Source organism: Streptomyces sp. NPDC054047, assembly GCF_055585065.1.
On the sequence record NZ_JBVJKV010000010.1, the window covers coordinates 184,943 to 208,798 of the forward strand.

General features: G+C 70.4%; 20 protein-coding genes. 15 read left to right on the forward strand and 5 right to left on the reverse strand.

All coding sequences use genetic code 11. The features are described 5' to 3' along the window. Positions 1 to 74 precede the first annotated feature (74 nt). From ACZ6ZP_RS31515 to mutM, 5 genes are all read left to right on the forward strand, one after another. Entirely contained in the window at positions 75 to 1,160 is a 1,086-nt protein-coding gene (locus ACZ6ZP_RS31515) for a cell division initiation protein (RefSeq protein ID WP_351165342.1), read from the forward strand. A 137-nt stretch (positions 1,161 to 1,297) separates the two neighbouring features. After that, complete coding sequence (locus ACZ6ZP_RS31520; RefSeq protein WP_351165344.1) at positions 1,298 to 1,984, forward strand: YceD family protein; 687 nt, start codon at positions 1,298 to 1,300, stop codon at positions 1,982 to 1,984. A gap of 2 nt (positions 1,985 to 1,986) precedes the next feature. After that, complete coding sequence (gene rpmF / locus ACZ6ZP_RS31525) at positions 1,987 to 2,160, forward strand: 50S ribosomal protein L32 (protein WP_003965982.1); 174 nt, start codon at positions 1,987 to 1,989, stop codon at positions 2,158 to 2,160. A 7-nt stretch (positions 2,161 to 2,167) separates the two neighbouring features. After that, a complete protein-coding gene (rnc, locus tag ACZ6ZP_RS31530; RefSeq protein ID WP_351165346.1) occupies positions 2,168 to 3,013 on the forward strand; it encodes a ribonuclease III in 846 nt (281 codons plus the stop codon). 112 nt (positions 3,014 to 3,125) lie between these two features. Then, positions 3,126 to 3,989 carry a bifunctional DNA-formamidopyrimidine glycosylase/DNA-(apurinic or apyrimidinic site) lyase gene (gene mutM / locus ACZ6ZP_RS31535; RefSeq protein ID WP_469409250.1) on the forward strand — a complete coding sequence of 288 codons (864 nt, stop codon included), beginning with the start codon at positions 3,126 to 3,128 and terminating at the stop codon, positions 3,987 to 3,989. On the opposite strand, the gene ACZ6ZP_RS31540 is transcribed toward mutM, so the two are convergent. Further along, a complete protein-coding gene (locus tag ACZ6ZP_RS31540) occupies positions 3,959 to 4,390 on the reverse strand; it encodes a winged helix-turn-helix transcriptional regulator (RefSeq protein WP_351165351.1) in 432 nt (143 codons plus the stop codon). The genes mutM and ACZ6ZP_RS31540 overlap by 31 nt on opposite strands. Positions 4,391 to 4,536: 146 nt before the next feature. On the opposite strand from ACZ6ZP_RS31540, the gene ACZ6ZP_RS31545 reads away from it, so the two are divergent. Then, positions 4,537 to 5,127, forward strand: coding sequence for a flavodoxin family protein (locus ACZ6ZP_RS31545; RefSeq protein WP_351165353.1), 591 nt, complete (start codon positions 4,537 to 4,539; stop codon positions 5,125 to 5,127). Between the two features lie 35 nt (positions 5,128 to 5,162). Here the strand turns inward: ACZ6ZP_RS31545 and ACZ6ZP_RS31550 are convergent, their stop codons facing one another. Further along, the gene (locus ACZ6ZP_RS31550; RefSeq protein WP_383822892.1) at positions 5,163 to 6,107 is read right to left on the reverse strand and encodes a CAP domain-containing protein; all 945 of its coding nucleotides are present in this window, start codon (positions 6,105 to 6,107) and stop codon (positions 5,163 to 5,165) included. Positions 6,108 to 6,239: 132 nt separating this feature from the next. On the opposite strand from ACZ6ZP_RS31550, the gene ACZ6ZP_RS31555 reads away from it, so the two are divergent. The 4 genes from ACZ6ZP_RS31555 (at position 6,240) to ACZ6ZP_RS31570 (ending at position 12,588) form a co-directional block, all read left to right on the forward strand. Then, complete coding sequence (locus tag ACZ6ZP_RS31555) at positions 6,240 to 6,521, forward strand: acylphosphatase (RefSeq protein WP_351165357.1); 282 nt, start codon at positions 6,240 to 6,242, stop codon at positions 6,519 to 6,521. 383 nt (positions 6,522 to 6,904) lie between these two features. Beyond that, complete coding sequence (locus ACZ6ZP_RS31560; RefSeq protein ID WP_135333243.1) at positions 6,905 to 7,108, forward strand: hypothetical protein; 204 nt, start codon at positions 6,905 to 6,907, stop codon at positions 7,106 to 7,108. A 256-nt stretch (positions 7,109 to 7,364) separates the two neighbouring features. Continuing rightward, positions 7,365 to 10,934 (forward strand): chromosome segregation protein SMC, encoded by a 3,570-nt coding sequence (gene smc, locus ACZ6ZP_RS31565; protein ID WP_469409254.1) that lies wholly within the window; start codon positions 7,365 to 7,367, stop codon positions 10,932 to 10,934. Positions 10,935 to 11,175: 241 nt separating this feature from the next. Continuing rightward, positions 11,176 to 12,588, forward strand: coding sequence for a sugar porter family MFS transporter (locus ACZ6ZP_RS31570; RefSeq protein WP_383823129.1), 1,413 nt, complete (start codon positions 11,176 to 11,178; stop codon positions 12,586 to 12,588). Positions 12,589 to 12,632: 44 nt separating this feature from the next. Here ACZ6ZP_RS31570 and ACZ6ZP_RS31575 read toward each other — a convergent pair whose 3' ends face one another. Both ACZ6ZP_RS31575 and ACZ6ZP_RS31580 read right to left on the reverse strand, forming a co-directional pair. Further along, positions 12,633 to 13,613 (reverse strand): LLM class flavin-dependent oxidoreductase, encoded by a 981-nt coding sequence (locus ACZ6ZP_RS31575; protein ID WP_351165364.1) that lies wholly within the window; start codon positions 13,611 to 13,613, stop codon positions 12,633 to 12,635. 91 nt (positions 13,614 to 13,704) lie between these two features. After that, positions 13,705 to 15,159, reverse strand: a complete 1,455-nt coding sequence (locus ACZ6ZP_RS31580; RefSeq protein ID WP_361465348.1) for a purine-cytosine permease family protein — start codon at positions 15,157 to 15,159, stop codon at positions 13,705 to 13,707. Between the two features lie 198 nt (positions 15,160 to 15,357). Here ACZ6ZP_RS31580 and ftsY point away from each other — a divergent pair, with 198 nt between their 5' ends. Next, positions 15,358 to 16,569 (forward strand): signal recognition particle-docking protein FtsY, encoded by a 1,212-nt coding sequence (ftsY, locus tag ACZ6ZP_RS31585; RefSeq protein ID WP_351165369.1) that lies wholly within the window; start codon positions 15,358 to 15,360, stop codon positions 16,567 to 16,569. 115 nt (positions 16,570 to 16,684) lie between these two features. On the opposite strand, the gene ACZ6ZP_RS31590 is transcribed toward ftsY, so the two are convergent. Next, entirely contained in the window at positions 16,685 to 17,347 is a 663-nt protein-coding gene (locus ACZ6ZP_RS31590; RefSeq protein ID WP_351165371.1) for a bifunctional DNA primase/polymerase, read from the reverse strand. A gap of 421 nt (positions 17,348 to 17,768) precedes the next feature. Between ACZ6ZP_RS31590 and nsdA the strand changes: the two genes are divergently transcribed. The 4 genes from nsdA (at position 17,769) to ACZ6ZP_RS31610 (ending at position 23,832) form a co-directional block, all read left to right on the forward strand. Next, entirely contained in the window at positions 17,769 to 19,244 is a 1,476-nt protein-coding gene (gene nsdA / locus ACZ6ZP_RS31595) for a transcriptional repressor NsdA (protein WP_351165373.1), read from the forward strand. A gap of 339 nt (positions 19,245 to 19,583) precedes the next feature. Further along, positions 19,584 to 20,951 carry an ammonium transporter gene (locus tag ACZ6ZP_RS31600; RefSeq protein ID WP_351165375.1) on the forward strand — a complete coding sequence of 456 codons (1,368 nt, stop codon included), beginning with the start codon at positions 19,584 to 19,586 and terminating at the stop codon, positions 20,949 to 20,951. Next, positions 20,948 to 21,286, forward strand: coding sequence for a P-II family nitrogen regulator (locus tag ACZ6ZP_RS31605; RefSeq protein ID WP_249587501.1), 339 nt, complete (start codon positions 20,948 to 20,950; stop codon positions 21,284 to 21,286). Before ACZ6ZP_RS31600 ends, ACZ6ZP_RS31605 begins: the two co-directional genes overlap by 4 nt. A gap of 68 nt (positions 21,287 to 21,354) precedes the next feature. Next, a complete protein-coding gene (locus tag ACZ6ZP_RS31610; protein WP_351165377.1) occupies positions 21,355 to 23,832 on the forward strand; it encodes a [protein-PII] uridylyltransferase in 2,478 nt (825 codons plus the stop codon). The last annotated feature ends 24 nt before the right edge of the window (positions 23,833 to 23,856 follow it).

The following is a 23,856-nucleotide window of genomic DNA, read 5'->3' on the forward strand; positions in this document are numbered from 1 at the left end:
GTCGGACGGAAGCCGACTGGCCTTACAGTCGTGCCGTCCGTCTCCAATCAGCTGTAGAGAGTGGCGAGCACACGGTGGACGTGCAGAAGAAGATCGACGAGATCGTCGAGGCGGTCGGCAGCGCCCGGTCCATGCCCATGTCGGCCTCGTGCGTGGTCAACCGCGCCGATCTGCTGTCGATGCTCGAAGAGGTGCGCCAGGCGCTGCCCGGTTCCCTCGCCCAGGCGCAGGAGCTCATCGGCGGCCGAGAGCAGCTGGTCGAGCAGGCCCGCCAGGAGGCGGACCGGATCATCGAGAGCGCACACGCCGAGCGCGGTTCGCTGATCTCCGACACGGAGGTCGCCCGCAACTCCCAGGGCGAGGCCGCACGCATCCTCGCCGAGGCCCGGCAGGCCGCAGACGAGGTCCGTGTCGAGGCCGACGACTACGTGGACAGCAAGCTCGCCAACTTCGAGGTCGTCCTCACCAAGACCCTCGGCTCGGTCGGCCGCGGCCGCGAGAAGCTCCTCGGCACCGGCCCCGGTCTCGACGAGCAGGGTTACGAGGACGAGGACGCCCCGCAGCGCAGCCTGGACCCCGAGACGCTGCGCCGGGACGCGGACGCATACGTCGACGCCAAGCTCGGCGCCTTCGAGGCGGTCCTGGCCAAGACCCTGGAGGCGGTCGGCCGCGGCCGCCAGACCCTGCACGGCCGCGCGCCCGCCGACGACCTCGCGGGCCTCGCCGAGGGCCTCGGATCCCAGGCGCACACCACGGACGCCGAGTACCTCGCGGGCCTCACCGACCCGACGGCTTCCACGGCACCCGCGGCACCCGCAGTCCCCGCGCCGGCGGCCCCGCAGCCGCCCCAGGCGCCCCCGCAGATCCCCGTGCAGCAGCCCTACGCTCCGCCCCAGCAGGAGCCGGATCCGTACGCGTACCAGCAGCAGGACCAGTACGCCTACCAGCAGCAGTACGCCCAGCAGGACCCGTACGGCTATCAGCAGCAGGATCCCTACGGCTACCCGCAGCAGGGGTACGACCAGACCCAGCAACAGCAGGGGTACGGGGATCCGCAGCAGCAGCAACAGCCCGCCCCCGGGGTGCTCGACGAGACCAGTCTCTTCGACACCGGCATGATCACCGCGGAGCAGCTGCGCCAGTACGAACAGGGCCGCTGACCCCTGCTCCCGGGGCGGTCAGGGACCGGATTGGGCCGAGAGCGAATGGTCCAGTATCCTGGCTCTTCGGTCGCGCGTACGTCCGCGATCCAGGCTGCCCGGCTAGTGAGCCAAGCTCACGACGGGGGCGGCCCTCCTTGAACTTCCAGGATTCGAAAGCAGGAAAAGCCCTGAGTGCTCGCCTTGACCACCGAAACCCTCTCGTGTTCGACACGCATGAGCTGGGTCGGCGTCCCGGTGCGCTGCAGCGGCTGACCCGTTCCGTCGAGGCCCCCGGTTCTCCGGGTGTCCTCGGCATCGAAGGGGTTATCGGAGTGCCGGAAGGCGCGCCGGTCGAGCTGGAGATCCGTCTTGAGTCGGTCATGGAAGGGGTGCTTGTCACAGGCACCGCCCGTGCGTCGGCCGAGGGGGAGTGCGTAAGGTGTCTGGAGCCGCTGAAGCTTGAGGTGGAAGCGGACTTCCAGGAGATGTTCTCGTACCCTGACGCCGACGACCGGGGCCGCACCGCGGAACCGGCCGGCGGCGCCGAGGAATCCGCAGAGGATGAGGACAGGCTCTATCTCGAGGACGGCTTGTTCGACCTCGAGCCTGTGCTGCGTGACGCGGTAGTGCTCGCACTGCCGATGCAGCCGGTGTGCCGGGACGACTGTCCGGGCCTGTGTTCCCAGTGCGGAGCACGGCTCGCGGACGACCCGGAGCATCACCACGACGTCGCCGACATCCGTTGGGCGGCACTGCAGGGACTCGCCGGGACCATCCAGGACGGCGAGAAGGACGACGTGAGCGGCGCCGAAGCCGGCGTCGACGAGAAGCAGGAGAAGTAGCCGTGGCTGTTCCGAAGCGGAAGATGTCGCGCAGCAACACGCGCCACCGCCGGTCGCAGTGGAAGGCTGCGGTCCCCACTCTGGTTTCGTGTGAGCGTTGCCAGGAGCCGAAGCTGCAGCACATCGCGTGCCCGAGCTGCGGCACGTACAACAAGCGCCAGGTCCTCGAGGTCTGAGCGGCTGGTGAGAGGCACCGTGTCTAGCCACAAAATGGCGGATGACGCCAAGGCGGAAAACGCCAAGAAGCAGGCGGAAAACACGGCCTCGTCCCACACGCTTTTGGAAGGGCGGCTCGGGTACAAACTCGAGTCCGCCCTTCTGGTGCGTGCGCTGACCCACCGTTCGTACGCGTACGAGAACGGCGGTCTGCCGACGAATGAACGGCTCGAGTTCCTCGGGGACTCGGTGCTGGGACTCGTCGTCACGGACACGCTCTATCGCACCCACCCCGACCTGCCCGAAGGCCAGCTGGCCAAATTGCGGGCCGCGGTGGTCAATTCGCGTGCGCTGGCGGAGGTCAGTCGAGGCCTCGAACTCGGCTCCTTCATCCGGCTCGGCCGGGGCGAAGAGGGTACGGGTGGCCGGGACAAGGCATCCATCCTCGCCGACACCCTTGAAGCGGTGATCGGTGCGGTCTATCTGGACCAGGGTCTGGACGCGGCGGGCGAGCTGGTGCACCGGCTCTTCGACCCGTTGATCGAAAAGTCCTCGAACCTGGGCGCGGGCCTGGACTGGAAAACCAGCCTCCAGGAGCTCACCGCCACCGAGAGCCTCGGCGTTCCCGAGTATCTCGTCACGGAGAGCGGCCCGGACCACGAGAAGACCTTTACTGCTGCCGCCCGCGTCGGAGGCGTCTCGTACGGCACCGGCACCGGCCGCAGCAAGAAGGAAGCGGAGCAGCAGGCCGCTGAGTCCGCGTGGCGCGAGATTCGCGCTGCCGCGGACGAGCGGATCAAGGCGGCGGAAGTCGCCGCCGCGGCTCCCGCTGCCGCGGGGGTTGACGGAGTCTCCGAGGCTCCGTCTGCCTGACAGCGCTTTACTGTTGGTGCCGGTCGCCCTTTGGGTGGCCGGCACCAGCTTTTTTGCCGCTTCGCGGCGTTTTTTCCCGCCCACCCACCCGTTTGCCCCGGAGTGAATCCCCATGCCCGAGCTGCCCGAAGTTGAAGTCGTCCGGCGTGGGCTCGAGCGGTGGGTGGCCCATCGCACCGTCGCCGATGTCGAGGTGCTGCATCCGCGCGCCGTGCGGCGGCACATCGCGGGCGGTGACGACTTCGGGCTCCGCCTCAAGGGCCACCGCGTCGGTACGGCGATGCGGCGCGGGAAATATCTCTGGCTGCCCGTCGAGGACAGCGGCACCTCGATCCTCGCCCACCTCGGCATGAGCGGGCAGCTGCTCGTCCAGCCCCAGGAGTCACCCGACGAGAAGCACCTGCGGGTCCGGGTCCGCTTCGCCGACGCCCTCGGCACCGAGCTGCGCTTCGTCGACCAGCGCACCTTCGGCGGACTCTCGCTGCACGCGAACACCCCGGACGGGCTGCCGGACGTCATCGCGCACATCGCGCGCGACCCGCTGGACGAGGAGTTCGACGACGCGGCCTTCCACGCCGCGCTGCGCCGACGCCGTACGACGATCAAACGCGCCCTGCTCGACCAGTCGTTGATCAGCGGGGTCGGCAACATCTACGCGGACGAGGCCCTTTGGCGGGCGAAGCTGCACTACGAACGGCCCACCGCCACGTTCACGCGCCCGCGCACGGCCCAACTCCTGGGCCACGTACGGGACGTGATGAACGCGGCCCTCGCCGTCGGCGGCACCAGCTTCGACAGTCTGTACGTGAACGTGAACGGCGAGTCCGGGTACTTCGAGCGCTCGCTCGACGCCTATGGACGTGAGGACGAGCCGTGCCGCCGCTGCGGTACGCCGATGCGCCGGCGCCCCTGGATGAACCGCTCCAGCTACTTCTGCCCGCGCTGTCAGCGACCGCCGGCCGCCACGCTGTCGTAGCGTTCGCGTGCTTCGAGCACGCCGTCCATCCTGCCCTCCACGAAGTGGATGAGGTTCATCAGGCGGTCGGAGACCTCCCGCCCCAGCGGGGTGAGCCGATACTCCACGCGCGGCGGGTTGGTGGGCTGCGCCTCGCGGTGGACCAGGCCGTCGCGCTCAAGGGCGTGCAGGGTCTGGGACAGCATCTTCTCGCTCACGCCGTCGACCCGGCGGCGCAGTTCGTTGAAACGGAACGTGCCGTCGTGCAGCGCGCCCAGGGTGAGCGCGCCCCAGCGTCCGGTGACGTGCTCCAGGGTGCCGCGCGAGGGGCACTGCTTGGAGAACACGTCGTACGCCAAATCCTGGGCGCCTTCGGGACACGCCACGTCAGGGGTGTCCTCGGCCTGAGCGGTGGAATCCATGCGGACAGCATACTCCTGGACAGCGCTAACTGCTGGGTTGCACTAACTAGAAGTTAGTGCTTTCCTTCAGTCACTGCTCGGGCAGTCATCGCCCGGAGTCCGTCCGGCCTGTCCCGCTGCCGTCCTGCCGCATGAGGAGCACCACCATGACCAGCCCTGTTGTCGCGATCGCCTACCACTCGGGCTTCGGCCACACCGCCGTCGTCGCCGAGGCGGTCCGTGCCGGTGCCGTCGAAGCGGGCGCCACCGCACACCTGATCAAGGTCGACGAGATCACCGAAGCGGAGTGGGAGCTGCTCGACGCCGCCGACGCGATCGTCTTCGGTTCGCCCACCTACATGGGCACCGCGTCCGGCGCCTTCCACGTCTTCGCGGAGGCTTCGTCCAAGCGCTGGTTCGCCAAGACGTGGCACGACAAGCTGGCCGCTGGATTCACCAATTCCGGCTCCAAGAGCGGCGACAAGCTGCACACCCTGCAGTACTTCCAGACGCTCGCGGCACAGCACGCGATGCACTGGGTCAACCTCGGCCTGACCCCGGGCTGGAACTCCACGCAGGGTTCCGAGCACGACCTCAACCGCCTCGGCTTCTTCTCGGGAGCCGCCGCGCAGACCAACGCCGACGAGGGTCCCGAAGGCGTGCACAAGGCGGACATCGCCACGGCCGAGCACCTGGGCCGCCGCATCACGGAGACCGCCCGGGTGTTCGTGACCGGCCGCTCGGCTGTCGCGGCCTGAGGACCCGCGGGCTTCCTGGAAGTTCTTAGAACTTCCTAGAAGCCGAAGTCCTGCGTCCACCACGGGCCGCCCGGCGCGAAGTGCGCGCCGACGCCCAGGGTCTTGTAGTCGCAGTTGAGGATGTTGGCCCGGTGGCCGGAGCTGTTCATCCAGGCGTCCATCACGGACTGGGCGTTGGCCTGGCCGCGGGCGATGTTCTCGCCGCCCAGGTCCGATATCCCGGCCTTCTCGGCGCGGTCCCAGGGGGTCGCGCCGTCCGGGTCGGTGTGGTCGAAGAAGTCGCGCTCGGCCATGTCCGCGCTGAAGTCTCCGGCGAGCGAGGCCAGCGCGGCGTCGGCGCGCACGGGGGAGCAGCCCACCTTGGCCCGCTCCGCGTTGACCAGGGTGAGCACCGCTGCCTCGGCCGCGCTCTCGGCGGACGGCGACTTCGAGCCGGTGGCCGGCGGGGCCTTCGGCTTCTCGGACGGCGTGCGCTCGGGGGCGCTCGGGGGCGTCGTCTTCTTCTTCTCGCCGGCCTCGGGCTCGGGCGCCTTGGTCGACGGCTTCTTCGACGGCTCGGCCGAGGGCTTCTCGGTGGCCTTCGAAGGGGTCGGCGTCGGCGTCGGGGCGTCGGGGCGTTCCGAGCCGCGGCTCGGCGGTGCCGACTCGCGCTCGGCGGTGCCGTTCTCGCCGCCCTGCGGCGCGACCTCGCTGGGGGTGGTCGCGGCACGCACCTTGTTCGAGTCGCCGCCACCGCCCAGGGAGTAGTTCTCGGCGCCCGGGACCAGGCCGGTCGCGACGGCCACGGCGCCCATGGCGACGGCCGCCGAGACACCGAGCAGGCCGGTGCGCACCGGTGCGGCGCGGCCCCTGCGGCGGTGTGACACGGTGGCGGGGCGGGGCTCCGGGGCGCCGGCGTGCTCGCCCGCGTACGTGTCGGAGACCCCAGTGGCGCGGCCGGTGGCGGCTGCCCCTGCGCCGGAGCGTCGGTGGCGTCCCATCTCCTGGCCTTCCTCGTCCTGAGCGGTCAACGTGACTCACCCATACGGGTGAGGCTCATCGATTCGGGACTGTACGCGATGGCGCATGGGGACGAAGTGCTCCGAGTGCAATTGGCCGGTTAGCGTGCACCCATGAACGAAGAAGTCAGACTCACGGCCTGGGTGCGTGGGCGGGTGCAAGGCGTGGGTTTCCGCTGGTTCACGCGGGCCAAGGCCCTGGAGATCGGCGGCCTGAGTGGTTTTGCTCTCAATTTGGAGGACGGCCGTGTGCAAGTCGTCGCCGAGGGTCCGCGCGCGGGCGCCCAGGGGCTGCTCGACTGGCTGCGCGAGGGCGACACACCCGGCCGCGTCGACGGTGTCACTGAGATCTGGGACACTCCGCGCGGCATCTACGAGACGTTCGCGATTCGCTGACGGAGAGCCGTCGTACGTACCCGCCCCGGTGTGGTCAGGGCAACTGCCCGGGGCAGGAAACGCCTGGTGGTTGCCAAGAACGGCCCGTCGTGGCAGGCTCCCAGGTGAAGGATGATCGACACGCCCCCAGGGCCCCGCAGCAGAGGCAGCGCCGCCGTTCCATCGGCCGCAGGCCCCCGGGTTGCCCGCCAATACGGGGCGTGATCGTGTTGACCGTCAAACTTTTTGGTGAGACTCTGGAAGCCCCGCGCACCTTAGCTGTTTGGCATGTGAGAACGGCCAGCAAGACCCAGCAAGTACAACGAGTGCCAAGCACCGCGGGTGCGAATCCCTCACGACCCACACCGCTTCGGTCGGTCACTCATTGTGGAGGACCATCCATCATGGCAAAGGCGCTTCTCGGTTACGTCGGCGGTTCCGACCCGCGACTTCTCGCCGAGATGCGACGGCTCCAGCAGCGCGTCCAGGACCTGGAATCTGAGCTTGTGAAGATCCAGGCCGAGAACGACGCGCTCGCGGCTGCCGCTTCTCACGAATCGCTCCTGGAGAGCATCGACGTACCCCAGGCGGAGCCTGCGCTCACCTGACCACCACACCTTCAGTAAGGCGCTGATCCCGCGAGATCGCGCGTGACGTGACATGTGATCGCGTGACGCACTCTTCGCTCTGCGGGATGCCTGTTAACGCACGTGGTCGGGCTGCCCATGTCAGCCGCTTGTCCAGATCTGCAAGGGACGCTTCGGCGTCCCTTCTTTCTTGCCGCCGTGCAGCCGTTTCCGTTACACCTGATGTGCCCTGCATGTTCCTGGGTGAAACGGTCAGTGAAAGGTAGAGTCCGGCGGCGTGCACCTCAAGGCCCTGACACTGCGCGGTTTCAAATCCTTCGCGTCGGCCACGACGCTGAAGTTCGAGCCGGGCATCACCTGCGTCGTCGGACCGAACGGCTCCGGCAAGTCCAATGTCGTGGACGCGCTGTCCTGGGTCATGGGCGAGCAGGGCGCCAAGTCGCTGCGCGGCGGCAAGATGGAGGACGTCATCTTCGCCGGCACCACCGGGCGCCCGCCGCTCGGCCGTGCCGAGGTGTCGCTCACCATCGACAACTCCGACGGCGCCCTGCCCATCGAGTACGCCGAAGTCACCATCACGCGGATCATGTTCCGCAACGGCGGCAGCGAGTACCAGATCAACGGGGACACCTGCCGGCTGCTCGACATCCAGGAACTGCTCTCCGACTCCGGCATCGGGCGCGAGATGCACGTCATCGTCGGGCAGGGCCAGCTCGACGGCGTCCTGCACGCCGACCCCATGGGACGCCGCGCCTTCATCGAGGAGGCCGCGGGCGTCCTCAAGCACCGCAAGCGCAAAGAGAAGGCGCTGCGCAAGCTCGACGCGATGCAGGCCAACCTCGCTCGCGTACAGGATCTGACCGACGAGCTCAGGCGCCAGCTCAAGCCGCTCGGCCGGCAGGCCGCCGTGGCGCGCAGGGCCGCCGTCATCCAGGCCGATCTGCGCGACGCCCGGCTGCGGCTGCTCGCCGACGATCTCGTACGCCTGCGGGACGCGCTGCGGAACGAGGTCGCCGACGAGGCGGAGCTCAAGCGGCGCAAGGACAGCGCAGAGGCCGAGCTGAAGAAGGCGCTCCAGCGGGAGGCGGACCTGGAGGACGAGGTGCGCCGCCTCGCGCCGCGGCTCCAGCGGGCGCAGCAGACGTGGTACGAGCTCTCCCAGCTGGCCGAGCGGGTGCGCGGCACGGTGTCGCTCGCCGACGCCCGGGTCAAGAGCGCGACCGCCGCGCCCCCGGAGGAGCGGCGCGGCCGTGACCCCGAGGACATGGAGCGCGAGGCCGCGCGCATCCGCGAGCAGGAGGCGGAGCTGGAAGCCGCCCTGGAAGCCGCGGAGCACGCCCTTGAGGACACCGTCGGCCACCGTGCCGATCTGGAGCGGGAGCTTGCGGTCGAGGAGCGCCGCCTCAAGGACGTGGCGCGGTCCATCGCCGACCGGCGTGAAGGGCTCGCGCGGCTGAACGGACAGGTCAACGCGGCGCGCTCGCGGGCGGGCTCCGCCCAGGCCGAGATCGACCGGCTCGCCGTGGCGCGCGACGAGGCGGGGGAGCGCGCGGTCGCCGCCCAGGAGGAGTACGAGCAGCTGAAGGCGGAGGTCGACGGGCTCGACGCCGGTGACGCGGAACTCGGCGAGCGGCACGACGAGGCGAAGCGTTCCCTCACGGAGGCCGAGGGCGCGCTGACCGCGGCACGGGAGGCGGCCACCGCCGCCGAGCGCAAGCGGGCCGCGGTCGCCGCCCGGCACGAGGCGCTCGCGCTGGGCCTGCGCCGCAAGGACGGTACGGGGGCGCTGCTCGCCGCCAAGGACCGCCTCACGGGGCTGCTCGGTCCGGCGGCCGAGCTGCTCTCGATCGCCCCGGGTCACGAGGTCGCGGTCGCTGCGGCGTTCGGCGCGGCGGCGGACGCGATCGCGGTGACCACACCGGCATCGGCGGCGGAGGCCATCCGGCTGCTGCGCAAGCAGGACGCGGGGCGGGCCGCGCTGCTCCTCGCGGGGGCACCGGAGTCGGACGTCGACCCCCGTGACGTACGGCAGGAAGGTGCCGAAGGGCCGCCGCCGGTGGCCGAACTGGTGCGTGGGCCCGAGGAGTTGATGCCCGCGGTGCGGCGGCTGCTGCGGGGGATGGTCGTCGTGGGCACGCTGGAGGACGCCGAGGACTTCGTCTATGCCCACCCGGAGCTGACCGCCGTCACCGCCGAGGGCGATCTGCTCGGGGCACACTTCGCGCAGGGCGGGTCCGCCGGGGCGCCGAGCCTGCTCGAAGTGCAGGCCTCCGTCGACGAGGCGGCGGCCGAGCTGGAACAACTCGCCGAGCAGTGCGACGAGTTGGCGACGGCTCAGCGGGACGCGGGGGAGCGGCGCAAGGAAGTCGCCTTGCTGGTCGAGGAGTTGGGGGAGCGCAGGCGCGCCGCCGACCGGGAGAAGTCCGCCGTGGCGCAGCAGCTCGGCGCCCTCGCCGGGCAGGCGCGTGGCGCGGCGGGCGAGGCCGAGCGCAGTGCGGCCGCCGCGGCCAAGGCGCAGGAGGCGCTGGACAAGGCGGTCGAGGACGCCGAGGAGTTGGCCGAGCGGCTCGCCGTGGCGGAAGAGGCTCCGGTGGAGGAGGAGCCCGACACCTCGGTGCGCGACCGGCTCGCCGCCGACGGGGCCAACGCCCGGCAGACCGAGATGGAGGCCAGGCTCCAGGTGCGTACGCACGAGGAGCGGGTCAAGGGGCTCGCGGGGCGTGCCGACTCGCTCGACCGGGCCGCGCGCGCCGAACGCGAGGCACGCGCGCGTGCCGAGCAGCGCAAGGCGCGGATGCGGCACGAGGCGGCGGTCGCCGAGGCCGTCGCCCGTGGTGCGCGGCAGCTGCTCGCGCACGTCGAGGTCTCGCTGGTGCGGGCCCAGGAGGAACGTGCCGCCGCCGAGCGGGCCAAGGAGGTGCGCGAGCGTGAGCTGGCCGCCGAGCGGGGCCAGGGGCGCGATCTCAAGGCGGAGCTCGACAAACTGACGGATTCAGTCCACCGCGGCGAGGTACTCGGTGCCGAGAAGCGGCTGCGGATCGAGCAGCTGGAGTCCAAGGCACTGGAGGAACTCGGTGTGGAACCGGCAGGACTCGTGTCCGACTACGGCCCCGACCAGCTCGTGCCGCCCTCGCCCGCGGCCGAGGGCGAGGAGCTCCCCGACGACCCGGAGCATCCGCGCAACAGGCCCGTGGCGTACGTCCGCGGTGAGCAGGAGAAGCGGCTGAGGTCAGCCGAACGGGCGTACCAGCAGCTCGGGAAGGTGAACCCGCTGGCCCTTGAGGAGTTCGCCGCGCTGGAGGAGCGTCACAAGTTCCTGAGCGAGCAGCTGGAGGACCTGAAGAAGACGCGGACCGATCTCCTGCAAGTGATCAAGGAGGTCGACGAACGCGTCGAGCAGGTCTTCACCGAGGCCTACCGCGACACCGCCCGTGAGTTCGAGGGCGTCTTCTCGCGGCTCTTCCCCGGCGGCGAGGGGCGGCTCATCCTGACCGACCCCGACAACATGCTCGCCACGGGAGTCGACGTCGAGGCGCGCCCGCCGGGCAAGAAGGTCAAGCGGCTCTCGCTGCTCTCCGGCGGTGAGCGGTCGCTGACGGCCGTCGCGCTGCTCGTTTCGATCTTCAAGGCACGGCCGAGTCCCTTCTATGTGATGGACGAGGTCGAGGCCGCGCTCGACGACACCAACCTGCAGCGGCTCATCCGCATCATGGAGGAGCTGCAGGAGGCCTCGCAGCTCATCGTGATCACGCACCAGAAGCGGACGATGGAGGTCGCGGACGCGCTCTATGGCGTGTCCATGCAGGGCGACGGCGTCTCGAAGGTGATCAGCCAGCGGCTGCGCTAGCCCCTTCACAGCCCTTCACGGGCCCACCTCATTAACTTCAAGACTTGAACGAAGCACGCCACACATGTGCCTGAAGTTCACAGGAACCCAGGTCTTGACTTCGAAACTTGAAGGCATAGTCTCTGCAACGTTGCTTTTACCTTCAGGTGGTGGGCGGCGTGAAGTTGTGCGCCACTTGAAGTGCTCACCCCCACCCCCGGCGATGCTGCCGGTGGCCCGAGGAGTCCATGTGACCAGCACAATGAAGGCGCCCCAGCCCGAAGGCAGAGAGGCCAGGCCGGACCATCTCGGCCATGTCATCTTCATCACGGCGGCCGCAGCCATGGGCGGCTTCCTCTTCGGCTATGACAGCTCCGTGATCAACGGCGCGACCGTCGCCATCCAGCACCGGTTCGACGTCGACGCGAACATGCTCGGCTGGATCATCGCCACCGCGCTGCTCGGCTGCGCCGTCGGCGCGGCGGTCGCCGGGCGCATCGCCGACCGCATCGGCCGCATCCGCTGCATGCAGATCGCCGCCGTCCTCTTCGCGGCGAGCGCCATCGGTTCCGCCCTGCCGTTCGCGGCCTGGGACCTGACGATGTGGCGCTTCATCGGCGGCATCGGCATCGGCATGGCCTCCGTCATCGGCCCGGCCTACATCGCCGAGGTCGCCCCGCCCGCGTACCGAGGCCGCCTCGCCTCCTTCCAGCAGGCCGCGATCGTCATCGGCATCGCCGTCTCCCAGCTGGTCAACTACGGCATCCTGAAGCTGGCGGACGACGACCAGCGCGGCAAGCTGATGGGCCTGGAGGCCTGGCAGCTGATGCTCGGCGTCATGGTCATCCCCGCCGTCCTGTACGGCGTGCTCTCCTTCGTCATCCCCGAGTCCCCCCGCTTCCTGATCTCGGTCGGCCGTGACGTCGAGGCCAGGAAGGTGCTCGGCGAGGTCGAGGGCACCAAGATCGACCTGGACGCGCGCGTCATCGAGATCGAGGAGGGCATGCGCCGCGAGCACAAGTCCTCCTTCAAGGACCTGCTCGGCAAGGTCGGCTTCCTGCCGATCGTCTGGATCGGCATCGGCCTCTCGGTGTTCCAGCAGCTCGTCGGCATCAACGTGATCTTCTACTACTCGAACCAGCTGTGGCAGTCGGTCGGCAAGGACCCGAGCAGCTCGTTCCTGTACTCGTTCGAGACGTCGATCGTGAACATCATCGGCACGGTCATCGCGATGCTCTTCGTCGACCGCATCGGCCGCAAGCCGCTGGCCATCATCGGCTCGGCCGGCATGGCGCTCGCGCTCTTCACCTGCGCCTGGGCGTTCTCGTACCGCACCGGCTCCGGCGACAACGTCACGCTGCCGAACGCGCAGGGCCTGACGGCGATCATCGCCGCCAACTTCTTCGTGCTCTTCTTCGCGCTCTCCTGGGGCGTCGTGGTCTGGGTCCTGCTCGGCGAGATCTTCCCCAACCGGATCCGCGCGGCGGCGCTCGGTGTGGCCGCGTCGGCCCAGTGGCTCGCCAACTTCGCGATCACCAAGACGTTCCCGAGCATGTCCGAGTGGAGCCTGACCGGTTCGTACATCATCTACGGCGCCTTCGCCGTGATCTCGATCCCCTTCGTCATGAAGTTCGTCAAGGAGACGAAGGGAAAGACCCTGGAGGAAATGGGCTAATCCCCGCTGCCCCTCCTCTGAGGATGCTGCCCCGGTTCAAGGACCTACTCCTTGAGCCGGGGCAGCACGTTTTCGCAGAAGTGGTGCAGGCTGCGCCAGCCCTCGTCGATCGGCATCCCGCCGGAGAGCGGATGCAGGACGAGATTGGCGCCGCCGCCCCGTACGTACGCCACGCACTGGTCCGGGGTCAGGACGCGGTAGACGCCCTCGGCCCGCAGCTCGGCGACCGTGGTCGCGCTCGACTTCACCGCCGAGCGGATGTCCTTGGACTGCCAGGAGGCGTAGGTGCGGGCCTCGTGCAGGAAGTGCTCGCCGTGCTCGGCCCAGGTGCGGTCCGGGTCGTCGGCGATGTGCAGGAGCGGGGTCTCGGCCGCGGGCATCATGGTCCAGCCCTTGGTGCCGTACTCGGTGAGGCGTTCGTTGTAGTACGCCTCCAGCTCGGGCAGATGGGCGCTGGGGAAGAACGGCAGGCCGAGCCGGGCCGCGCGGCGGGCCGCCGCCTGCGACGAGCCGCCGACCAGGAGCATCGGGTGGGGCTGGGTGAAGGGGCGCGGGGTGACGCGCACGGTGCGGCCGCGGAACGCGAAGGGCTCGCCGGTCCACGCCTGCAACAGGGTCTCCAGGAGCTCGTCCTGGAGCTTGCCGCGCCGCTTCCACTCGACGCCGAACGCCTCGTACTCGGCGGGCCGGTATCCGATCCCCGCCACGGTCACCAGACGTCCGCCGCTGAGCAGGTCGAGTACGGCGATGTCCTCGGCCAGCCGCAGCGGATCGTGCAGCGGCCCGATGATCGCGGAGACCGTGACCGCGATGCGCCGGGTCGCGCCGAACACCGCGCCCGCGAAGGTGAAGGGCGAGGGCAGCCAGTTGTTGCCGACGCCGTGGTGCTCCTCGGTCTGCACGGTGGAGATGCCCCGGTCGTCGGCGTACGCGGCCATCTCCAGGGCGGCCTTGTAGCGCTCGCTCAGTGAGGTGGGCGTGGCGTCCGGATCGACGAGGTTGAAGCGTACGACTGTGACGGGCATGGAAAACGTCCCCCTTCACCATGGGCGGGCGAAGAGGGACGTTAGATGACGTGGTGTCAGATGACCAGGGTCCGGGGGCAGTTGCTCCGGATCAGGCCGAGACCAGCTCCGTCTCGCCCTCGCCGTTTCGCTTGGGGCCCTCGGGCGCCTCGACGGCCGGGTTCCTCGGCAGCACCGCGTACAGCGCGGCCGCGATGAGGATCGTGGCCAGCCAGCCCAGGCCGTTGCGCCCGACCCAGGAGGTGGCGAGCGGACCGCTGAACCAGTCGACCTTCGTGAAGAGCAGCCCCGCCACCAGGGCGATCGCCCACGCGGTCATGGCCTGCCAGGCGAAGCCCGCCTTGTACCAGTAGGCGCTGGTGCGCTTGGTGTCCATCAGCGCCTCGCCGTCGTACGTCTTCCTGCGCAGCATGTCGATGCCGAAGACGCCGATCCAGGCGGAGAACGCGACGGCGAGCAGGGTCAGGAAGGAGATGAACGAGCCGATGAAGCTGGTGGCCACGTTCATCAGGAGGTAGCCGAAGATCAGGCTGATGATGGCGTTGATGGAGACCGCCCACGTGCGCGGGACCTTGATGCCGAGCGTCATCGCGGTAAAGCCCGCGGAGTACATCGACATCGAGTTGATCAGGAGCATGCCGATCAGGGCCATCACCAGGTACGGCACGGCGATCCACGTCGGAAGCAGCTGGCCGAGGAAGGAGACCGGGTCCGATGCGTCCGACAGGCTCGGCGTGCTGACCGCCATGACCGCGCCCATCAGGACCATCGGTACGACGACGATGCCGGCGCCGCCGATGGCGTTGCCCACCAGGGCCTTGTTCGAGGCCTTGCGCGGGAGGTAGCGCGTGAAGTCCGGGCCCGTGGGGACCCAGCTGATGCCGCCCGCGGCGATCACGCCGACGCCCGCGACCATCGCCGCGGTGGAGCCCGCGGGCCGCGAGAAGACGTCCGACCAGGGGGTGTTGGCCACCAGGTAGACCAGGACGAGGACACTGAACGCGCCGAAGAGGTACGTCGCCCAGGTGTTGCAGATGTGCAGGACCTTGCGGCCCAGGCCGCTGATCAGGAACGTGCAGGCGACGAAGGCGACCAGCGTCACGACCGTCAGCCACGTGCTGGACTTCACGCCGAAGCAGATGTCCAGGACGGTGATGATCGCGTACGCGCCCGTCACCGCGTTGATCGTCTCCCAGCCCCAGCGTGCGATCCAGATCAGCGAGCCGGGGAAGAGGTTGCCGCGCTGGCCGAAGACGGCGCGCGAGAGCGTCATGCCGGGGGAGCCGCCGCGCTTGCCCGCGATCGAGATCAGCCCGACCAGGCCGTAGCTGAGCAGCGGCGAGACCAGGGCGACGACCAGGGCCTGCCAGAAGTTGAGGCCGTTGGTCACGATGAGACCGGCGCCCATGGTGAGCAGCAGGACGCTGATGTTGGCCGCCACCCAGGTGGGGAACAGCTCGCGGGTCCGGCCCGTGCGCTCGGAGTCGGGGACGGGCTCGAGGCCGCGTGTCTCCAGGGCGCCTTCGGTTTCGGCGGTGGTGCTCATGGGGTGGGGTCCGTGCCTCTCGCTCGGATCGCAACGTCGCGACCCGTCCGTGGGGGTGATCGCGTTGGACTCTACGCGCGTTGATGCGGAGAGCTCCATCGTACTTTAGTCCGAGTAGTGCCCTCTATGAGCTTATGTTCTTTGGAGGAAGCTACAGCCTGGGCCTCTGCTGCCCCCATGGCTGATACTGGGTGGGTTATGGAAATCGTCATCCTTGCTGTAGTCATCGCCGTGGTCGTGATCGGCGCGCTCGGCGGGCTCGTGATCGGCAGCCGCAAGAAGAAGCAGCTGCCGCCGCAGGCCCCGTCGTCCACGCCCACCATCACCGCCCCTCCGGCCGAGCCGCATATCGGCGACGAGGCCGAGACGCCGCGCGACGAACCGCGCCGCACGATCGAGGAGGTGGAACTCCCGGGCGCCGGAGCACAGGCGCCGGTCGTCACCGAAGAGGCCCCCGAGGCCGCCCCGGAGATCGAGACCCCGGAGCCCACGGCAGGTCGCCTGGTCCGTCTGCGCTCGCGCCTCTCGCGCTCGCAGAACGCACTCGGCAAGGGGCTGCTCACGCTCCTCTCCCGCGAGCACCTCGACGAGGACACGTGGGAGGAGATCGAGGACACGCTCCTCACCGCCGACGTCGGCGTCGCCCCCACCCAGGAACTGGTCGAGCGCCTTCGCGAGCGCGTCCGCGTGCTCGGCACCCGCACCACGGACGACCTGCGCGCCCTGCTGCGCGAGGAGCTCCTCGCGCTCCTCGGCACGGACTTCGACCGCACCGTGAAGACCGAGTCGGGCCTGGAGACGCCCGGCATCGTGATGGTCGTCGGCGTGAACGGCACCGGCAAGACCACCACCACCGGCAAGCTCGCCCGCGTCCTCGTCGCCGACGGCCGCTCGGTCGTCCTCGGCGCCGCGGACACGTTCCGCGCCGCCGCCGCCGATCAGCTGCAGACCTGGGGCGACCGCGTCGGCGCGCGTACGGTCCGCGGTCCCGAGGGCGGCGACCCCGCGTCGATCGCCTTCGACGCGGTCAAGGAAGGCATCGCGGAGGGCGCCGACGTCGTCCTCATCGACACCGCGGGCCGGCTGCACACCAAGACGGGCCTGATGGACGAGCTCGGCAAGGTCAAGCGCGTCGTGGAGAAGCACGCGCCGCTGGACGAGGTGCTGCTCGTCCTGGACGCGACGACCGGGCAGAACGGCCTGGTGCAGGCGCGGGTCTTCGCCGAGGTCGTGGACATCACCGGCATCGTCCTGACGAAGCTGGACGGCACGGCCAAGGGCGGCATCGTCGTCGCGGTCCAGCGCGAGCTGGGCGTGCCGGTGAAGCTGGTCGGGCTCGGCGAGGGCGCGGACGACCTCGCGCCGTTCGAGCCGGAGGCGTTCGTCGACGCGCTCATCGGTGACCAGTAGGTGACGCGAGGCGGCTCCGTGGCTCCTTAGCCCCGCGGGAGACGGCGTACGACCAGAGAAATGCCCCGCCCCGGGGTGCAGCCGGGGTGGGGCATTTCCGTCTGCGGAGCGCCGGTCACGCCGGTGAGCGGTGCGCCACGTACGCCAGTGTCCCCAGGACCAGCCGCGCCTGCGGGGGATGCGTCGCGGAGTCGAGGTCCGGCGCGCGGAGCCAGCGGACCGGGCCGAGGCCCGCGCGGTCGGACGGCGGGGCCGTGATGTGCGTGCCGGGGCCCAGGCCGTGCAGGTCGATGCCGGCGTCGTCCCAGCCCATGCGGTAGAGCAGCTGGGGGAGTTCGGTGGCGGCGCCGGGGGCGACGAAGAAGTGCGTGCGGCCCTCCGGGGTGGCGGCCACCGGGCCGAGCGGCAGGCCCATGCGCTCCAGGCGGACCAGCGCCCTGCGGCCGGCCGCCTCGGCCACCTCGATCACGTCGAAGGCGCGGCCCACGGGCAGCAATACGGCGGCGCCGGGGAACTGGGCCCAGGTCTCGGTCACTTCGCCGAGCGTCGCCCCCGCGGGGACCTCGGGAGCGAACTCCAGGGGGTGGGCGCCGGGGGCCGCGCAGTCGGCCGCGCCGCAGGAGCAGCGGCCGTCCTGGGCCCGTGCGCCGGGGACCGCGGCCCATCCCCACAGCCCGGTGTACTCAGCCACCGCGGTGCAGTCCGACGCGCGGCCGCGCCGCCGTGAACCGGTGCGGGGCTTGTCGGTCCCCCGGATGCCGCCGATCGTGAAGCCCATGCCCCCTCCAACGGGTCGAGCGCGGTGTGGTTACGTGACGGAATCGGATCGTGACCCTGTGCTTTTGTTCAGGCGCCGGTGCTCTCAGGGGGGTGCGCTCGGTCATTCGCGCCCCCAAGTGCTCCCTTCCGCCCACCTTCGAACGTCCACTGTCAAGTCAATCGCTTGTGGAGGGCGGGGAGTTCATTCGAAGGGGTGGCGAATGGTGGCGTTTCCGCGATCGCCCTCGCCGGAGGGGTGATCGTAGGATTACTTTCAGTGCACGGGCCCTGAGTGGTGTGCACTCGTGGGTATGCCGGAGGCAAGTCGGTTTCCTGTTCGATGGGTGACGTTCTCCGGACGGAGAGCCGCGGTGCGCGGCATTCTGGTAGGGCTTGGCGTGGGACCGCGCGTAAGTGTCTTGAGGGATGGGGGCGTTCCAGTGGGCGGCAATGGCGGAAGTGGTGCGAACGCTGAGAAGCGCCCGAACGAACTGCTCAATTCCTGGTTCGTGCGCAGCGGCTGGTCGAAGGGCGAGCTGGCGCGCCAAGTGAACCGCAGGGCACGGCAGTTGGGCGCCCATCACATCTCCACCGACACCTCCCGGGTGCGGCGCTGGCTGGACGGCGAGAATCCCCGCGAGCCCATCCCGCGCATCCTCTCCGAGCTGTTCTCCGAGCGCTTCGGCTGTGTCGTCGCCGTCGAGGACCTCGGCCTGCGCGCCCCGCACCAGTCGCCCTCGGTGTCGGGCGTAGACCTGCCCTGGACCGGGCCCCAGACCGTCGCGCTCATCAGCGAGTTCTCGCGCAGCGACCTGATGCTGGCCCGGCGCGGCTTCCTCGGCACCTCGCTCGCGCTCTCCGCGGGCCCCGCCCTCATCGAGCCCATGCAGCGCTGGCTGGTCCCGGGGCCGACCACCCCGGTCGGCGACCCCGAGCCGCCCGCCCCGTCCCGCAGGCCCGGCCGGCTCTCCAAACCGGAGCTCGACCTCCTGGAGTCCACGACCGTGATGTTCCGGCAGTGGGACGCGCAGTGCGGCGGCGGGCTGCGGCGCAAGGCGGTCGTCGGCCAACTGCACGAGGTGACGGACCTGTTGCAGGAGCCCCAGCCGGAGGCCACGTCCAAGCGCCTCTTCAAGGTCGCCGGCGAGCTGGCCGAACTGGCCGGCTGGATGAGCTATGACGTCGGACTGCAGCCCACCGCCCAGAAGTACTTCGTGCTCGCCCTGCACGCCGCGAAGGAAGCCGGCGAGAAGCCCCTCGGGTCGTACATCCTCTCCAGCATGAGCCGCCAGATGATCCACCTCGGACGGCCGGACGACGCGCTCGAACTGATCCACCTCGCGCAGTACGGAAGCCGGGACTGCGCGAGCCCGCGCACCCAGGCCATGCTGTATGCGATGGAGGCCCGCGCGTACGCCAGCATGGGCCAGCCCGGCAAGTGCAAGCGGGCCGTGCGCATGGCCGAGGACACCTTCGCCGACGCCGCCGAGTTCGACGAGCCCGAGCCCGACTGGATCCGCTTCTTCTCCGAGGCCGAGCTGAACGGCGAGAACGCCCACTCGTTCCGCGACCTGGCCTATGTGGCGGGCCGCAGCCCCACGTACGCATCGCTCGCCGAGCCCGTCATGGAGCGCGCCGTCGACCTCTTCGGCAAGGACTCCGAGCACCAGCGTTCGTACGCACTGAACCTCATCGGGATGGCCACGGTCCACCTGCTCCAGCGCGAGCCCGAGCAGAGCACGGTGCTCGCGGGCCAGGCCCTGACCATCGCCAAGAAGGTCCGCTCCGAGCGGGTCAACACCCGCCTTCGCAAGACCGTGGACACCGCCGTGCGGGACTTCGGCGACATCGCCGAGGTCGTGCAGCTGACCGACCAGCTCGCCATCGACATGCCGGAGACCGCGGAAGCGGTCTGACGGCGCCCCACCAGAACCCCGGCCGCGGCCGGCCCATCCCGAACTGCCCGACTCGGCTCCCCCACGCCAGGTCAACCGGATGGCCGCCGCGGTCGGTTTGCGTGGTGTGCGCAGGGTATGAAACCGCGCCCCGCCTGACCCGGCAGTTCATGGACGCGTAACACGTACGACCTCTTCGTCACTGCGGCGAAACATCGAGGGGCGCCCCCTGAAACGGCGCTGGGCCAATCTCATGGCGCATAACGGCCCACCCTTCCCCAAGCTCTCGGCTCCGCTCGACCAGGGGAGACCCCACTCGCCCCGCCCGCACGGGCCGCATACGACGACGAGGAGACGCCGATGCCCCCAGGCATCACGATCGCCGCAGACGCCCCGCAGCTGTCTGCCGCCAACACAGGGTTCATGCTCATCTGTTCCGCCCTGGTGATGCTCATGACGCCGGGACTCGCCTTCTTCTACGGAGGCATGGTCCGCGTCAAGAGCACGCTGAACATGCTGATGATGAGCTTCATCAGTCTGGGGATCGTCACCATCCTCTGGGTGCTGTACGGCTTCTCCATCGCGTTCGGCACCGACCACGGCAGCCTCATCGGCTGGTCGTCCGACTACGTCGGGCTGAGCGGCATAGGGCTCACCGAGCTGTGGGACGGCTACACCATCCCGGTGTACGTCTTCGCGGTCTTCCAGCTGATGTTCGCGATCATCACGCCCGCGCTGATCAGCGGTGCGCTCGCCGACCGCGTGAAATTCACCGCCTGGGCGCTGTTCGTCGCGCTCTGGGCCACGATCGTCTACTTCCCGGTCGCGCACTGGGTGTGGGGGACGGGCGGCTGGGCCTTCGAGCTCGGCGTCATCGACTTCGCCGGTGGTACGGCCGTGCACATCAACGCCGGTGCCGCGGCGCTCGGCGTGATCCTGGTCATCGGCAAGCGCGTCGGCTTCAAGAAGGACCCGATGCGGCCGCACAGCCTGCCGCTGGTCATGCTCGGCGCCGCGCTCCTGTGGTTCGGCTGGTTCGGCTTCAACGCCGGATCGTGGCTGGGCAACGACGACGGCGTCGGCGCGATGATGTTCCTGAACACGCAGGTCGCCACCGCCGCGGCCATGCTGGCCTGGCTCGCCTACGAGAAGATCCGGCACGGCGCGTTCACCACGCTCGGCGCCGCTTCGGGTGCCGTCGCGGGCCTCGTCGCGATCACCCCGTCCGGCGGCTCCTGCTCGCCGCTCGGCGCGATCGCGATCGGCGCCATCGCCGGTCTGCTCTGCGCCATGGCCGTCGGCCTCAAGTTCAAGTTCGGCTACGACGACTCCCTCGACGTCGTCGGTGTCCACCTCGTCGGCGGTGTCGTCGGCTCGCTGCTCGTCGGCTTCTTCGCCACCGGCGGCGTCCAGTCCGACGCCAAGGGCCTCTTCTACGGCGGCGGACTCGAACAGCTGGGCAAGCAGGCCGCCGGTGTCGGCGCCGTCCTCGCGTACTCCATGATCGCCTCCGCGATCCTCGCCCTCCTGGTCGACAAGACCATCGGGATGCGGGTCAGCGAGGACGAGGAGGTCGGGGGCATCGACCAGGTGCAGCACGCCGAGACCGCGTACGACTTCAGTGGAGCGGGCGGTGGCACGGCTCCCCGTACCGCCCCCGTGCCCGGCCCGCCGGCCCAGGACGCCGGTAAGGCTGCGACCGGCAAGAACAAGAGGGTGGACGCATGAAGCTCATCACCGCGGTCGTCAAGCCGCACCGGCTCGACGAGATCAAGGAAGCCCTCCAGGCCTTCGGCGTGCAGGGCCTGACCGTCACCGAGGCCAGCGGCTACGGCCGACAGCGCGGCCACACCGAGGTCTACCGTGGCGCGGAGTACACCGTCGACCTCGTGCCCAAGATCCGGATCGAGGTCCTGGTCGAGGACGACGACGCCGAACAGCTCGTGGATGTCGTGGTGAAGGCCGCCCGGACCGGCAAGATCGGGGACGGCAAGGTCTGGAGCGTCCCGGTCGAGACGGCCGTCCGGGTGCGGACCGGCGAGCGTGGGCCTGATGCGTTGTGAGCTCGGTCGGCAAGGGCTGAGCTACCAGAGGCTGAGCGGAACTGAGCGGGACTGACAGGAGCTGCTGGGTGACGAGTGTGGAAGTACGTACTGAATCGGACTCGGAAGACTCCGGACCCAGCGGCTACGCGGCGGCCCGGCTGCGCCTCCTTCAAGGGGAGGCGCAGTCCGGGCCGCCGCGCCGTTCGGCCCTCGCCGACCTCACGGACGACTGGCTGACCGGACTCTTCACGGCCGCGGGTGCGCCGCGCGGGGCCTCGCTGGTCGCCGTGGGCGGCTACGGCAGGGGAGAGCTGTCGCCGCGCAGCGACCTCGACCTGCTGTTGCTGCACGACGGCAGCGCGGACGCCGGTGAGGTGGCGGCCCTCGCGGACCGCATCTGGTACCCCATCTGGGATCTCGGGCTCGCGCTCGACCACTCCGTGCGGACGCCGGTGGAGGCGCGCAAGACCGCGGGGGAGGACCTCAAGGTGCAGCTGGGGCTGCTTGACGCGCGGCACGTGGTGGGTGACCTGGGGCTGACGGCCGGCTTGCGGACGGCGGTCCTCGCCGACTGGCGCAACCTCGCGCCCAAGCGGCTGCCCGAGCTGCGGGAGCTGTGCGAGGAACGGGCCGAACGGCAGGGGGAGTTGAGCTACCTCCTGGAGCCGGACCTGAAGGAGGCGCGGGGCGGCCTTCGGGACGCGACCGCGCTGCGGGCCGTCGCCGCCTCCTGGCTCGCGGACGCGCCGAGGGAAGGGCTCTCCGATGCCCGGCGGCGTTTGCTGGACGTGCGGGACGCGCTGCACTTGACCACGGGGCGGGCCACGGACCGGCTCGCGCTCCAGGAACAGGATCAGGTCGCGGCGGAACTGGGCCTGCTGGACGCCGACACCTTGCTGCGGCAGGTGTACGAGGCGGCGCGCACGGTGTCGTACGCGAGTGACGTGACGTGGCGCGAGGTGAGCAGGGTGCTGCGGTCGCGGTCCGTGCGGCCCCGGCTGCGGGCGATGCTGGGCGGCGGCAAGGGAGCCGCGGGCGAGCGGTCGCCGCTGGCCGAGGGGGTCGTGGAGCAGGACGGGGAGGTCGTCCTCGCCCGGGCGGCCCGGCCCGAGCGTGATCCCGTGCTGCCGCTGCGTGCGGCCGCGGCGGCGGCGCAGGCGGGGCTGCCCCTGTCGCTGCACGCGGTGCGCCGGATGGCGGCGACGGTGCGGCCGCTGCCGACGCCGTGGCCCGCGGAGGCCCGGGAGCAGTTGGTGACGCTCCTGGGAGCGGGGCGGCCGACGGTCGAGGTGTGGGAGGCGCTGGAGGCCGAGGGGCTGATCACTCGCCTGCTCCCCGACTGGGAGCGGGTGCGGTGCAGGCCGCAGCGCAACGCCGTGCACACGTGGACGGTCGACCGGCACCTGGTGGAGACGGCGGTGCAGGCCTCGGAGCTGACCCGGCGCGTGGGACGGCCCGACCTGCTGCTGGTGGCCGGGCTGCTGCACGACATCGGGAAGGGCTGGCCCGGGGACCACTCCGTGGCCGGGGAGATCATCGCCCGGGACGTCGCCGCGCGGATCGGATTCGACCGGGGGGACGTGGCGGTCCTCGCGACTCTGGTGCGGCATCACCTGCTCCTGATCGAGACGGCCACGCGGCGCGACCTCGACGATCCGGCGACGGTGCGGTCCGTGGCGGACGCGGTGGGATCGGTCGGGACGCTGGAGCTGCTGCACGCGCTGACGGAGGCGGACGCCCTGGCCACCGGTCCGGCGGCCTGGTCCACCTGGCGGGGTTCGCTCGTCGCCGATCTGGTGAAGCGGGTCGGGGCGGTGCTTTCGGGGGAGGAACCGGAGGCGGTGGAGGACGCGGCTCCCACGGCCGAGCAGGAGCGGCTGGCTGTGGAGGCGTTCCGTACGGGTGGCCCTGTGCTGGCGCTGCGGGCACAGACGGAGGGAGCCGCGGCAGGTGGTGAGGAGGCTTCGGGGGGCCCGGAGCCGCTGGGCGTGGAGCTGATCATCGCGGTGCCGGACCAGCCCGGTGTGCTGTCCGCCGTCGCGGGGGTGCTGGCCGTGCACCGGCTCGCGGTGCGTACGGCGGAGCTGCGGGGGGTCGGGCTGCCGTCCGGCCTCGAGGACTCGGTGCTGCTGCTCAACTGGCGGGTCGCGGCGGAGTACGGCTCCCTGCCGCAGGCGGCGCGGCTGCGGTCGGACCTGGTGCGGGCGCTCGACGGTTCGCTGGACATCGCGGCACGGCTGGCGGAACGGGACGCGGCGTACCCGCGCCGCCGGGGGACGGTGGCCCCGCCGCCGCGCGTGACGGTGGCTTCGGCCGGCTCCCGCCTCGCGACGGTGATCGAGGTACGGGCCCAGGACGCACCGGGCCTGCTGCACCGCATCGGGCGGGCGCTGGAGTCGGCGGGGGTGGTGGTGCGCAGTGCGCATGTGTCGACGCTGGGGGCGAACGCGGTGGACGCGTTCTACGTGACGGAGGCGGGGGTGGGGGCGGGATCCCCGACCCCGCTGTCGGGGGAGCGGGCGGCGGGGGTGGCTCGGGCGGTGGAGGAGGGGTTGAGGGGTTGAGGGGGTAGGGGGTGCGGGGCTGGC